This is a genomic window from Dyella sp. (assembly GCF_035685805.1).
Lineage (GTDB): Bacteria > Pseudomonadota > Gammaproteobacteria > Xanthomonadales > Rhodanobacteraceae > Dyella_A.
In genome coordinates this window covers 1-12574 of record NZ_DASSAB010000062.1, presented here as the reverse complement: position 1 = coordinate 12574, position 12574 = coordinate 1, and the positions used below count along the sequence as shown (strand labels likewise).

9 protein-coding genes and 1 rRNA gene are annotated in these 12574 nt (G+C 66.9%); 5 read left to right on the top strand and 5 right to left on the bottom strand.

The features are described 5' to 3' along the window. Both rrf and VFG40_RS17645 read left to right on the top strand, forming a co-directional pair. Positions 1-86, top strand: a 5S ribosomal RNA gene (gene rrf, locus VFG40_RS17650); the annotation flags it as partial. A gap of 141 nt (positions 87-227) precedes the next feature. Continuing rightward, the gene (locus VFG40_RS17645) at positions 228-911 is read left to right on the top strand and encodes a rhomboid family intramembrane serine protease (protein ID WP_324899993.1); all 684 of its coding nucleotides are present in this window, start codon (positions 228-230) and stop codon (positions 909-911) included. Between the two features lie 46 nt (positions 912-957). Here the strand turns inward: VFG40_RS17645 and tfpB are convergent, their stop codons facing one another. After that, on the bottom strand, positions 958-2781 hold the full coding sequence (gene tfpB / locus VFG40_RS17640; protein WP_324899991.1) for a type IV pilus assembly ATPase TfpB: 1824 nt from the start codon (positions 2779-2781) through the stop codon (positions 958-960). Positions 2782-2879: 98 nt separating this feature from the next. On the opposite strand from tfpB, the gene glyQ reads away from it, so the two are divergent. Further along, positions 2880-3788, top strand: coding sequence for a glycine--tRNA ligase subunit alpha (glyQ, locus tag VFG40_RS17635; protein WP_324899989.1), 909 nt, complete (start codon positions 2880-2882; stop codon positions 3786-3788). Continuing rightward, positions 3785-5929 carry a glycine--tRNA ligase subunit beta gene (glyS, locus tag VFG40_RS17630; RefSeq protein WP_324899987.1) on the top strand — a complete coding sequence of 715 codons (2145 nt, stop codon included), beginning with the start codon at positions 3785-3787 and terminating at the stop codon, positions 5927-5929. Before glyQ ends, glyS begins: the two co-directional genes overlap by 4 nt. A gap of 75 nt (positions 5930-6004) precedes the next feature. Here the strand turns inward: glyS and VFG40_RS17625 are convergent, their stop codons facing one another. Then, on the bottom strand, positions 6005-6634 hold the full coding sequence (locus VFG40_RS17625; RefSeq protein ID WP_324899985.1) for a helix-turn-helix domain-containing protein: 630 nt from the start codon (positions 6632-6634) through the stop codon (positions 6005-6007). A gap of 327 nt (positions 6635-6961) precedes the next feature. Here VFG40_RS17625 and VFG40_RS17620 point away from each other — a divergent pair, with 327 nt between their 5' ends. After that, positions 6962-7828, top strand: coding sequence for a YbaY family lipoprotein (locus VFG40_RS17620; RefSeq protein ID WP_324899983.1), 867 nt, complete (start codon positions 6962-6964; stop codon positions 7826-7828). 81 nt (positions 7829-7909) lie between these two features. On the opposite strand, the gene VFG40_RS17615 is transcribed toward VFG40_RS17620, so the two are convergent. The 3 genes from VFG40_RS17615 to VFG40_RS17605 form a co-directional block, all read right to left on the bottom strand. Continuing rightward, on the bottom strand, positions 7910-9760 hold the full coding sequence (locus VFG40_RS17615; RefSeq protein WP_324899981.1) for an autotransporter domain-containing protein: 1851 nt from the start codon (positions 9758-9760) through the stop codon (positions 7910-7912). 118 nt (positions 9761-9878) lie between these two features. Further along, positions 9879-12209, bottom strand: coding sequence for a Tex family protein (locus VFG40_RS17610; protein ID WP_324899979.1), 2331 nt, complete (start codon positions 12207-12209; stop codon positions 9879-9881). A gap of 144 nt (positions 12210-12353) precedes the next feature. Beyond that, the coding region (locus tag VFG40_RS17605) for an RDD family protein (protein ID WP_324899977.1) at positions 12354-12574 on the bottom strand (221 nt) is incomplete at its 5' end.

Genomic DNA, 12574 nt, shown 5'->3' with positions numbered 1-12574 from the left:
CCCGATCCCATCCCGAACTCGGAAGTGAAACGCAGCTGCGCCGATGGTAGTGTGGCTTGCCATGCAAGAGTAGGTCACCGCCAGGGACCTTATGCAACACATCAAACCCCCTCCAAAAGAGGGGGTTTTTTGTTGCCTTGCGGCCAGTGCGGACCCGATCCGGATCCGAAGCGCGGGACCATCGCGCCGCATGGAATACTCTGGCCCTCATCACTGCGGATATCGGCATGTTCGTCCACGTTGAAAACAGGCGCCGGACCCGGCTGCAATGGGCGACGTTGCTGTTGGTCTCGCTTTGCGTGATGTGTTTCGTCGGGCTCGCGTTGACCGCCCCGCCACGCCGGATCTCGCTTCTGCTGGAGTGGGGAACGATCCCCGCGCATGTGTTCGACACGCAGCAGCCGATCCTTCCGCAGTTGATCGATCCGGCGCTGCTGCGCCTCTTCACGGCACTGTTCATCCACGTCGAGTGGACCCACCTGCTGGGAAACCTGCTGTTCCTGGCCATTTTCGGCTTGCCTGCCGAACGATCGATGGGATCGCTGCGGTTTCTCGCGCTGTTCGTTCTGGGCGGCATCGCCTCCAATCTCATCGGCGCACTCTCGCTGGCGGGCGTGCTGCGTCCGATCATTGGCTGCAGCGGCGCGGTATCGGCGGTGCTCGGCACCTACGTTGCGCTGTTCCCGAGGGCGCGACTGGGCCTCGTGCTACCGCTCGGCTTGTACCTGGAGTTCGTGCGGGTGCCGGCGTTCCTGCTCATTGGCATCTGGGTGTTGCTGCAGTTTCTCTTCAGCTACGCCGGGCCCAGCTACGGCGCGGTGGTCTGGTGGACGCACATCGGCGGCTTTCTGTTCGGGGTGCTGTTTGCGTTGTTTTCCCGCGAGGCGATCGTGCGCAGGATGCGTCACTAATCCGGCGAATGCTTGGGGGCGCTGCCTGTTTAAGCCCCGCTCTGCGTCAGGGCGCAGGGTCGACCGTGCCGCGCTCGATCGGTGGAATCACCGTCAGCACTTCCTTCACCGTGGTGAGCCCTTGTGCCACCTGGTCGGCCGCCGAGATGCGCAGCGGTCGCATGCCTGCAGCGAGTGCCGCCGCCGACAGACGTGCTAGATCCAGCTGGCTCGAGATGAGCGTGCGCAGCGGGCCGGTGAGCTGCAGCATCTCGTAGATCCCGGTCCGCCCCATGAACCCGGTATTGCGACACTCCAGGCAGCCAACGGGGCGGTGGACCGTGTGGGGTAACGGCATGTCCCAACCGTGCGTCAGTGCCTGCCACTCGTCCGGATCCTGCGCATCTGGCTGTTTGCAATGGGGGCACAGCGTGCGCACCAGACGCTGCGCCACGACGCCGGTGAGGGTCGACTGGATCAGGTAGTGCGGCACGCCCAGGTCCAGCAATCGCGTGATCGCGCTTGGCGCGTCGTTCGTGTGCAGCGTGGAAAGCACCAGGTGGCCAGTCAGTGAGGCCTGTACCGCCATCTGTGCCGTTTCCAGGTCGCGTACTTCGCCGATCATGATGATGTCCGGATCCTGCCGCAGCAGGGTGCGGACGCCGGCTGCAAAGTCCAGATCGATCGATGCCTGTACCTGCATCTGGTTGAACTCGCCGCTGACCATCTCGATCGGATCTTCCACCGTGCAGACGTTGAGCTGCGGTGTCGCCAGATGCTTGAGCGTCGAGTACAGGGTGGTGGTCTTGCCCGATCCGGTCGGCCCTGTCACCAGCACAATGCCGTGCGGCCGCTCCACCATGGAGCGCCAGATCGCGTCCTCGGTCGGCGAAAACCCCAGCTGCTCGAAACTTTTCGACACGATGTCCGGATCGAAGATGCGCATCACCACCTTTTCGCCGAAGGCAGTGGGCATGGTCGAGATGCGTAGTTCCACCTCACGCGCCGAACTGGAGCGTGTCTTGATGCGGCCGTCCTGCGGACGTCGCTTCTCCGACACGTCCATGCGCGCAAGAATCTTGATGCGCGATGTGACTGCCGTGATCACGGTGGGCGGCAGCTCGAACACCTTGTGCATCACGCCGTCGATGCGAAAGCGCATGTGGCCCGCCTCGCGACGTGGCTCGAGATGGATGTCCGAGGCGCGTTGCTCGAACGCGTATTGCAGCAGCCAGTCCACGATATGCACGACGTGCCGGTCGTCGGCGCCTACCTCGCCGGTCTTGCCCAACTCCACCAGCTGCTCGAAATTGAGGATGGCCGAGGTGTCGTAGCCGCTGCCCTTGGCATCCTGCGCCAGCTGGATCGAGCGCTGGACGCCGTAGAACTCCTGCAGATAACGATTGATGTCCAGCGGGCTGGCCACCACCCGGCGCACGTCCCGACGCAGCATCTGGGCCAGATCCCGCGCCCAGCCGGCTTCGAAGGGCTCGCAGGTAGCAAAGGTGATCTCGCTGGGCGAAGCGGCTACCGGCAGGATCCGGTGGCGTTGCGCGTAAGCCAGGCTCACCGTCTGGGTCACCGAGGCGACATTGATGCGCATCGGGTCGATCTTCATGTACGGCAGCCCCGCCTGGGCAGCCACCCACTCGGTCAGCGTTTCCAGCCCCAGCGGGCGCCCGGGATCGCGCAGATTGGCCAGTTTGGCATTGGCTATCAGCACCAGCGGGTGCAGTTCCACGGTGCTGCGTCCACCGCGCCCGCCCATGCGCACCTGCCGGGCATCGTCTGCGGACAGGTAACCGTCGACCACCAGTGCCGCCAGCGTTTCGTCCAGTTCCAGCCGGCCGCGGCGGCCGATCAGCGGTGAACCTTGCGCGGATGCGGCCATCGGGATGCGGTTCTCCAAAGCGTTTGGCACCGCGGAAAGCGAGCTGCCATGCGGTCCCGGCTATACTAACGCGCTTTATTCCCAGGTCACGGAAAGCCATGTCCGCGCGCACCTTTCAGGACGTCATCCAGACACTCAACCGCTATTGGGCAGCGCAAGGTTGCGTGCTTCTGCAGCCGCTCGATACGGAGGTCGGCGCAGGCACGTTTCATCCAGCCACCTTCCTTCGTGCGCTGGGCCCGGAGCCATGGTCGGCGGCCTACGTGCAACCATCGCGGCGCCCGACCGACGGACGCTACGGCGACAACCCCAACCGCCTGCAGCATTACTACCAGTACCAGGTGGTGATGAAGCCGAATCCGGAAAATATCCTCGAGCTGTACATCGGCTCGCTGAAGGAGCTAGGCCTCGACCCGCTGGTGCACGACCTTCGCTTTGTCGAGGACAACTGGGAGTCACCCACGCTCGGCGCCTGGGGGCTCGGCTGGGAGGTGTGGCTCAACGGCATGGAGGTGACCCAGTTCACTTACTTCCAGCAGGCTGGCGGACTGGAGTGCCGGCCGGTGACCGGCGAGATCACCTATGGCCTGGAGCGACTGGCGATGTACCTGCAGAACGTGGACAACGTCTACGACCTGGTCTGGACCACCGGCCCGCACGGAACGGTCACCTATGGCGACGTGTTCCACCAGAACGAGGTCGAGCAGAGCACGTACAACTTCGAGCACGCCAACGTGAGCGAACTGCTGCGCTGGTTCGACGTGTGCGAAGCCACCGCGAATCAGCTCATAGCCGCCAACCTGCCGTTACCGGCCTACGAGCAGGTGATGAAGGCCAGCCACACGTTCAACCTGCTCGATGCGCGTCGGGCTATCAGCGTCACCGAGCGTCAGCGCTACATTCTGCGTGTGCGCACGCTGTCGCGTGCCGTGGCTGAGACGTACGTGGCCCAACGCGAGAAGCTCGGCTTCCCGGGTCTGAAGAAAACGCAGGAGCAGGCCGCATGAGCGCCGCCAAGCCGCTGTTGATCGAACTGGGCACTGAAGAACTGCCGCCGAAGGCGCTGGACGAACTTGCGGCGGCTTTCAGCCGCGGCATTTGCGACGGACTGGCCAAGCGCGGTATCGACGCTGGCCTGGATGCCGCGCGCACCTACGCCACGCCCCGCCGGTTGGCCGTCTATATTCCGGACGTGGCGGCGGCGCAGCCGGAGCAGACCGTCGAGCGCCGCGGTCCTGCGGTCAGTGCCGGTCTCGACGCCGATGGCCAGCCGGCCAAGGCGCTGGTCGGCTTCGCCCAGTCGTGCGGTGTGCCGGTCGAGCAGCTGGAGCGACTGGAGACCGACAAGGGCGCCTGGTTCGTCTATCGCTCCGTCAGGCCCGGGCAGGCGACGGCGACGCTGCTGCCCGAGCTCGTGGCCGAGGCGTTGAAGGCGCTGCCGATTCCCAAGCCGATGCGCTGGGCAGACCACGACTACAGCTTCGTGCGGCCCGTGCACTGGCTGGTGATGTTGCACGGCTCCACCATCGTCGACGGCGACGTGTTGGGGCTGCACAGCGGGCGGAAGTCGCGTGGGCACCGTTTCATGCACCCGCAACCGATCCACGTGGTGGACGCTGACAGCTGGGAATATGCGCTGCGCGCAGCCAAGGTCATCGCCGATCCTGCGCTGCGGCGCGACCGCGTGCGCGACGAAGTGGCCCGGGCTGCCGCCGCCACCGGCGGGTTTCCGCAGCTCGACCACGCCTTGCTGGACGAAATCGCCAATCTCACCGAATGGCCGTCCGCCATCGCCTGCACGTTCGAGCGCGAGTTCCTTGCGGTGCCGCCGGAGGCACTGGTCACCACCATGGAGACCAACCAGAAATTCGTGCCGGTGTTCGACGCCGAGGGTCGCCTCACCGAGCACTTCATCGGCATCGCGAACATCGAGAGCAAGGACCCGGCAGAGATCCGCAAGGGCTACGAGCGCGTGATCCGACCCCGTTTTGCGGACGCCAAGTTCTTCTGGGACGAGGATCTCAAGACGCCCCTGGCCGGCTACCAGGAGCAGCTCAAGAACGTCACCTATCAGCAGTCGCTCGGCAGCCTCTGGGACAAGACCGTGCGCGTGGCCGAGCTGGCCCGCGTCGTCGCAAATCGCGTGGGCGTGGATGCTGCCGAGGCCACGCGTGCCGCCAGCTTGGCCAAGTGCGACCTGCTCACGCGCATGGTCGGCGAATTCCCTGAACTGCAGGGCGTGATGGGTCGCTACTACGCCGCTCATCAGGGCGAGCCGGCCGCGGTGGCGACGGCGCTGGACAGTTTCTACCAGCCGCGCTTTGCCGGCGACTCGATCGCTGCCGACGCGGTGGGCCAGGTGGTTGCGGTGGCCGAGCGGCTGGACACGTTGTCGGGCATCTTTGCCGTGGGTCTGAAACCCAGCGGCAGCAAGGACCCGTTCGCCCTGCGGCGTGCCGCGCTCGGGCTGGCGCGCACGCTGGTGGAGGCCGGCCTGGAAATCGACCTGGACGCCGCTTTCGCCGAGGCGCTCGACCTCGTACCCGATGCGGCGCTGCAGGCGGGCCTCAAGCCGGGCAAGGACGACCCGACGACGCTCGATCCCGGCGCCCGGCGGGCGGCCCTCAAGCGCGAGCTGCACGACTTCGTCATGGATCGTCTGCGCGGCTACTACGCCGAGCGCGGGTTTGACGGCCTCTCTTTCGATGCGGTGCTGGCGGTGTCGCCTTCCAGCCTCGCCGACCTCGACCGTCGCCTGCGTGCGGTCGCCGAGTTTTCACGTCGGCCGGAGGCTGCCAGTCTGGCCGCTGCCAACAAGCGCGTGGCGAATCTGTTGCGCAAGCAGGCAGAGGAGAACGGCGCCGTTGCGGTTGGCGAGCAGGTGGACGCGGCGCGCTTTGCGCTGCCCGCTGAGCACGCCCTGGCCGATGCGCTGGCTGCGGCGGAGCGGGACAATGTCGAGGCGTGGCGGCAGCGTGACTACGGCAGCGTGCTGCAGCGCCTGGCGCAACTGCAGCCATCCGTGGACGCGTATTTCGAGGCCGTGCTGGTCAATGCCGAAGACCCTGCTGTCCGGGCCAATCGGCTGGCACTGCTGGCCCGCCTGCAGTCCCAGTTCCGGGCGGTGGCGGACATCGCGCTGCTTTAGCGCCTGATGGGATCGGCCGTGCCTGGGTTGGCCGGGCGCGGACGTTCCGTCGCACCGGCCACCCCATCGGCGTGGTCACGCCAGACGCGTGCGGTCGCCGGCGCGCTCGGCCAGCTGACGGTGGAAAGCGAGCAATGCCATCGCATCCACCTGGGTGCCGCCGGGCCCCACGATGTCGTACAGCGCGTCGAGCAGGCGCTGATACTCGGCCGCGCCCACGGCGATTCCGCTCAGCTGCAGATTGGAGCGCAGCAACTCGCGCGCGGCAGCCAGTCGCGGTGCATCCGCGGACGGCGCGCCATGAACCAACGCGTCGTGCGTCGACGTGACCGCCGTGCCGATACCGCGATCGCGCGGGAAGCCGCTGGTTTCACTGATCACCGCTTCTTCGGCCGAACCGGTCCCGGCCTCGGGCTGGATCGTGCCCTCGCCTGCCACCAGCCACACCAGCGAGATGCCCAGCGTGCGTGCCAGCGTCACACAACGCGCCCGCGAGGGGTCGCTGTTGCCGTCGCGCCAGCTTCGCACCACGCCCTCGGAGAACCCGCACATGCGGGCGATCTCGGTCGCGCTGCCCACACGCTGGATCAACAACCGGATACGTTCGGCAAAACTTGCGCTGGCGGCGGCGGAACGGGGCACCGCGGCCATGTCGCTATCGTGGGCGGTGGCGAGTGGACGCGAGCCTTGCTGGGGTGCGGTCATGGTGTTGCCTGATGGAAGATGAAAAGGACGCAGGTCGAGGCGCTGCGTCGTTGTCGATCATTAAGGCTGAACCAAGTCGCCTCTCGCCACAAGGGCGTGCAGGCCCGGTGACAGTCCAGCAAGCCGCTTCGACCCGCGCGACGGCGATTGGTTCACCTCTACCATGTCGCGCCGCCAACGCACGGCGAATATGCGCTTGGCCGGCTTGACTTTTCCCCTTCGCGCTTTATCGGCTAAGCTTCAGGACTTCCCCCGCGGAGCTTCGCCTGGCGCATCGTCGTCTGGCGGGATTCGTGCCCGTTTCAGATCGCTTGATGAGGTTTCACGATGCGCAACGTAATCTGGTCGCTGGTGTCGGTGACTGCGCTGGCCCTGGCCGGCTGCAACAGCTCCTCCCCGTCCTCGCAGGAGCCGGGCGACTCCTCCGGCGCGGCCGCCGCCACGACGCCGCAGACGAGCAACAAAGTCACCGGCAAGGTCACGCTGCGCGAGCCGGTCCAGTTGTCGCCGCAGGCGAAGCTGGATGTCAGCCTGGTGGACGTGTCTGCCGCCGATGGTGCTGCGGCTTCGGCTCCGCTGGCGACCAAGACCATTTCCCCGGTGGGCGATTTCCCGGTGTCGTTCGAGCTGGAGTTCAACCCGTCCGACGTCAATCCGAACAACCTCTACGTGGTGAAGGCAAGCCTGGTCGATGGCGAGCGCACCTTTGACATGCCGCTGCAGGCGCCGGTGCTCACCAAGGGCGCGACCGACCAGGTCACGATCCAGCTGGTTGCCCGCCAGACCCCGGCGGAGAAGGACCTGAGCGATTTCGAGAGCCTGCGTGCGCAGATCGGCGGCATGAAGATCAAGTCCGGCACCAAGCTGGAGAAGGATGCTTCGCGCGGCTGGCAGGTGTTCCGCAAGGACGGGCAGATCCAGTTCATCCGCGAGCAGGTCGACTACGGCGACAAGGGCTTCACCGACACCGACTACGCCTACAAGGCGAACAAGCCGTGGGTGGCGGTGCAGAAGAAGAAGGCCAGCAAGGACGCCAAGCCGACCGCAACGCTTCGCGTGAGCTGGGATGTGGACGGCAATCCGGTGCTCGAGCAGCGCGTGAGCGGTGGCAACACCGAGACGTTGTCGGCCGACGACGCCAGCAGCCTCAAGCAGCAGGCGGTCGAGATCCTGAAGCTGGCGGGCGGCAAGTAAACCGCTTCGCCGGGCGATCCGGCATGAAAAAAGGCCGTCCGCTTGCGGACGGCCTTTTTCTTTGGGCTCAGTGCAGTGGAATCAGAACGCGACCTTGAAGCCAAGGTTCACGCTGTTGTTCTTCTGCGTGCTGTCGCTGAAGCGACTGTTCACCGCGATCCAGGTGGTCACGCTCGGGGTGACCTGCGCCGATAGGCCGATGTCGGCGCTGCCCCAGGTCTTGTCCGGTGCATAACCGCTGAGCGCGAAGCTGCCGCCCATGCTGTTCAGCCCGGCGCGCACGTCGCGCGGATCGGCCTTGCTGTCGTGGTTCCAGGCCAGCTCGGCAAACGGCGCCATCTCGAGCTCGCCCACCTTCCACTGCCCCTGCAGGCGCCAGCCCAGCGATCCGATCAGCGCATCGCGCTGCTGCCGGCCGAAGTACATGGCGGTGGAGTCGCTGCCGTTCTCGTTGTAGCCGTTGACCTTGATGCTCTGCCACTCGGCATGTGCGAACGGACCGGTCTTCAGCGCCTGACCGAGGTCGAACCACCAGCCACCCTCCAGACCGCCGCCCAGGTGCGAGCCGTCGGCTTTGCCGCTCTCGATGCGCAGTGCCGGTCCGATCTGGATGCGGCGCTCGATGTCCTTGAAGTTGGACTGGCCGAAGCTGGCGAAGCCGGCGAGGTAGCCGCCGCCGTTGTGGTAGAGCGCAAACGCCTGGCCAGACACGTCCTGCAGCTTGTAGCCGCCGCTGTTGCCGGCGAAGTCGGCCTTGCTCTGGCCGATGCCGAGCGACACGCCGACCGACACGTGGTCGCTGGCGCGAACATCGGCACCGACCGTCACGTTGACGTTGTCGCTGCTGGTCTTCGGCGAGCTGCTGGTGCCGTCGAAACGCTGCTGGGCGTAATCGATGGCGGCGAACATGCGCGTGTCGCTGCCGTGGCTGTCGGCCAGCATCTCGTTGCGGATCGCCCGGTACTGCGCAGCGCTGGAAGCCAGCGGCGCCTCACCGAGCAGCGAGATCTGGCCGGGGGCCGCAAGCTCTGACAACACCACCTGCGAGAGCAGGCGATGCGCCGCCGCGGTCGGATGCACGCCGTCGGCGAACAGGTAGCTTGCATCGGTGCCCGGGGCATAGCTGTAGGGCAGGCCGGCGCCCTGCGGGCCACACTGCACCGAGCTGGAGGTCAGGCCGCAGGCGGCGTCGGTGACGTTGCTCAGGCCGTAGGCACCCGGGTTGGCGATCACCTCGTTGATCAGGCCGTAGGTGTTCACCGGGATCACGTTGAGACCCTGGCTGCTCAACTGCGACAGGCCGCTGCTCAGCGTGCTGTTGTACAGCACCGCCAGCTGCGTGGCGCCCGCGGACGCCGCCGCACCCTGGGCACCCGCCGAAGGCGTCTTGCCGAGGTCCGGCAAGTTGTAGACCACCACGTAATTGGCCCCGGCAGCCTTGAGCTGGCCGAGCATGCCGACCTCGGTAATCGCCGCATTGGCGGTACCGGCGGCCAGCACACTGGTATTGGTCGAGGTACCGGTCAGGTAGAAGATGTCGTTCGCGCCGCCCCAGACCTGATAAAGCGCGTTCGGATCGGCCTGCCCGCCGGTGGCCGCCAGGTAGATGCCCAGCTGCTGCGGCAGGGTCGGCACGGCGGCGACGTTGTTCACCAGGCCGGCGCCACCAAAGGCGAAGTCGGTGCCCCCAGCGAGCGAGGCGGTGATCGGATGGCCCAGGCCATCGGCGACCAGTTCTGCGGCGGTCTTGCCCGGATTGGTGGTGAAGCGAAGCGGCGGCTGGATCTGTGGCGCGGTCGCCAGCGAGATATTGCCGGCGTCGCTCAGGCTGTCGCCGAACACGACGACCTGGCTGAAATCGGTGGCGCTGGCGGCCGAGCTGGCCAGCAGGCCGGCGAGAATGGCGCCGGCGAGAACACGGGTACGAGGCATGTCGTTGGAGCTCCTGGGCCGGAATGGCCTTGTTATCTGCGCGTTACGGTAATCCACTCCATACCGGAGCGCATGCTGCGATGCATCGCGGCGCAGCATGCGCTGCCCCAAGGGCGCGTCAGCGCTGCTTGGCGCGCAGCAGCGCGTCGGCGAAAGCACTGTTGGCGGGCGCTGCGGCAGCCTTGGGGGCGGCCCCTGCGGCGCGCGGTCCGCGCCCGTCACGCCTTGGCTCGGCACCGCCCGATGCGGGGCGGCCACGGCTCTGGCCGGGCTCGTCGTCCAGGCGCATCGACAGGCCGATACGCTGACGCGGCAGGTCGACCTCCATCACCTTCACCTTGACGATGTCGCCCGCCTTCACTGCGTCGCGCGGGTCCTTCACGAAGGTGTGCGACAGCGCCGAGACATGCACCAGGCCGTCCTGATGCACGCCGATGTCGACGAACGCCCCGAACGCGGCCACATTGGTGACGCGGCCCTCGAGAATCATGCCGGGCCGCAGATCCTTCACGTCCTCCACACCTTCCGCGAAGGTGGGCGCCACGAACTCCGGGCGCGGATCGCGGCCGGGCTTTTCCAGTTCCTTGAGGATGTCGCGCACGGTCGGTACGCCGAAGGTCTCGTCGGTGAACTGCTCGGGCTTGAGTCCCCGCAGGAAGCCGCTGTCGCCGATGATGTTGCGCACCTCGCGGCCGCACTGGGCGATGATTCGCTCGACCACCGGATAGGCCTCGGGGTGCACCGCACTGGCGTCCAGCGGGTTGTCGCCGCTGGGCACGCGCAGGAATCCGGCGCACTGCTCGAACGCCTTGTCGCCCAGCCGCGGCACCTTCAGCAGCGCCTTGCGGTTCGGGAACGGCCCATTCGCGTCGCGGTGCTTGACCACGTTCTCGGCCACCGAGGGGCTGAGGCCGGCGACGCGTGAGAGCAGAGCGGCCGAGGCGGTGTTGACGTCCACGCCGACCGCGTTCACGCAATCCTCGACGCGGGCGTCCAGCGCGCGGGCCAGCTTCACCTGGTTGACGTCGTGCTGGTACTGGCCCACACCGATCGCCTTGGGCTCGATCTTCACCAGCTCGGCGAGCGGATCCTGCAGGCGGCGTGCAATGGAGACGGCGCCCCGCAGGCTGACGTCGAGGCCGGGAAACTCCTTGGCGGCAGTCTCGGAAGCCGAGTACACCGACGCGCCGGCTTCGCTCACCACCACCTTGGAGAGCTTGTGCTCCGGGTGGCTCTTGGCCAGGCCCTTGATCAGCTCGCCGGCCAGCTTGTCGGTCTCGCGCGAGGCGGTGCCGTTGCCGATCGCGATCAGGTCGACGCCGTGCTTCTGGCACAGCCGCGCCAACGCCGCGAGCGATTCGTTCCACTGCCGGCGCGGCTCGTGCGGATAGATCGTGTCGGTGCCGAGCAGCTTGCCGGTCGCGTCGACCACGGCCACCTTCACGCCGGTGCGGATGCCCGGGTCCAGGCCCATCACCGTCTTGGCGCCCGCCGGTGCGGCCAGCATCAGGTCCTTGAGGTTGTCGCCGAACACGCGGATGGCCTCGTCCTCGGCGCCCTCGCGCACGCGGCCGAACAGGTCGAGCGTGAGATGCAGGTGCAGCTTCACCCGCCAGGTCAGCCGCACCGTCTCGCGCAACCAGGCATCGGCGGCGCGGCCGCGGTCGACGATGCCGGCGTGCGCGGCGACGCGACCCTCGCCTTCGGCGTGGCCCTGTTCGGCATCCAGCGCGGGGATAAGCTCCAGCTCGATCACGCCCTCGTTGCGCGCGCGCATCAGCGCCAGCAGGCGGTGCGAGGGAATCTTGCCGATCGGTTCGACGTGGTCGAAATAGTCGCGGAACTTGGCGCCTTCGTTTTCCTTGCCGGCGACCACCCGGGCGCGGATCTGCCCCTTGTCCCACAGCCAGTCGCGCAGCTCGCCCACCAGCGCGGCATCCTCGGCGATTGCTTCCATCAGGATCGCGCGTGCGCCGTCGAGTGCGGCGCGCGCGTCGGCCACGCCCTTGTCCGCATCGACGAAGTCGGCCGCGAAGGTCTCCGGGTTGCGGGTGGGGTCTTCGCGCAGCGCCAGCGCCAGCGGCTCGAGCCCGGCCTCGCGGGCGATCTGCGCCTTGGTCCGCCGCTTGGGCTTGTACGGCAGATACAGATCTTCCAGCCGCGCCTTGGTGTCGGCGGCGAGAAGGTCACCTTTCAGTGCATCGGTGAGCTTGCCCTGCTCCTCGATGCTCGCCAGCACGGCCGCACGACGGTCCTCCAGTTCGCGCAGGTAGCGCAGGCGCTCCTCGAGCAGGCGCAGTTGGGTATCGTCGAGTCCGCCGGTGGCTTCCTTGCGGTAGCGCGCGATGAACGGCACGGTGGCGCCGCCGTCGAGCAGGTCCACCGCCGCGCGCACCTGTTCGGTCTTCGCGGCGATGTCGTGGGCAATGCGTTGTTCGATGCTGGGCATGGGTGGAGCGTTCCTGGCGGCGGCGCGATGTCGTCGAATGAAAAGTTCAAGCCGTTGATGATAACAAGCGCCCGGGAATCGTCGGCGCGCCAATGAAAACGGCGCCGCGGACGAACCGCGGCGCCGTGCGTGGAGCAAGGCCGATCAGGCGCTGAAGGAGTTGCTCTTGCCGGTCGCAGTGGCATCCGGCTGGAACTCGCTGGCGCGGCCGTTGAGCACCAGAGTGCTGCAGAGCATGTCGTGCAGGGCCTGCTTGCGGCGCGTCCAGCCGGCCATCATGAAGCCGATGAAGAGGATGATCGTGCTGAGGAACTTGGCCAGGTAGCGGCCCAGTGCCCGCCAGAAGCTGATCCGCCGGCCTTCGA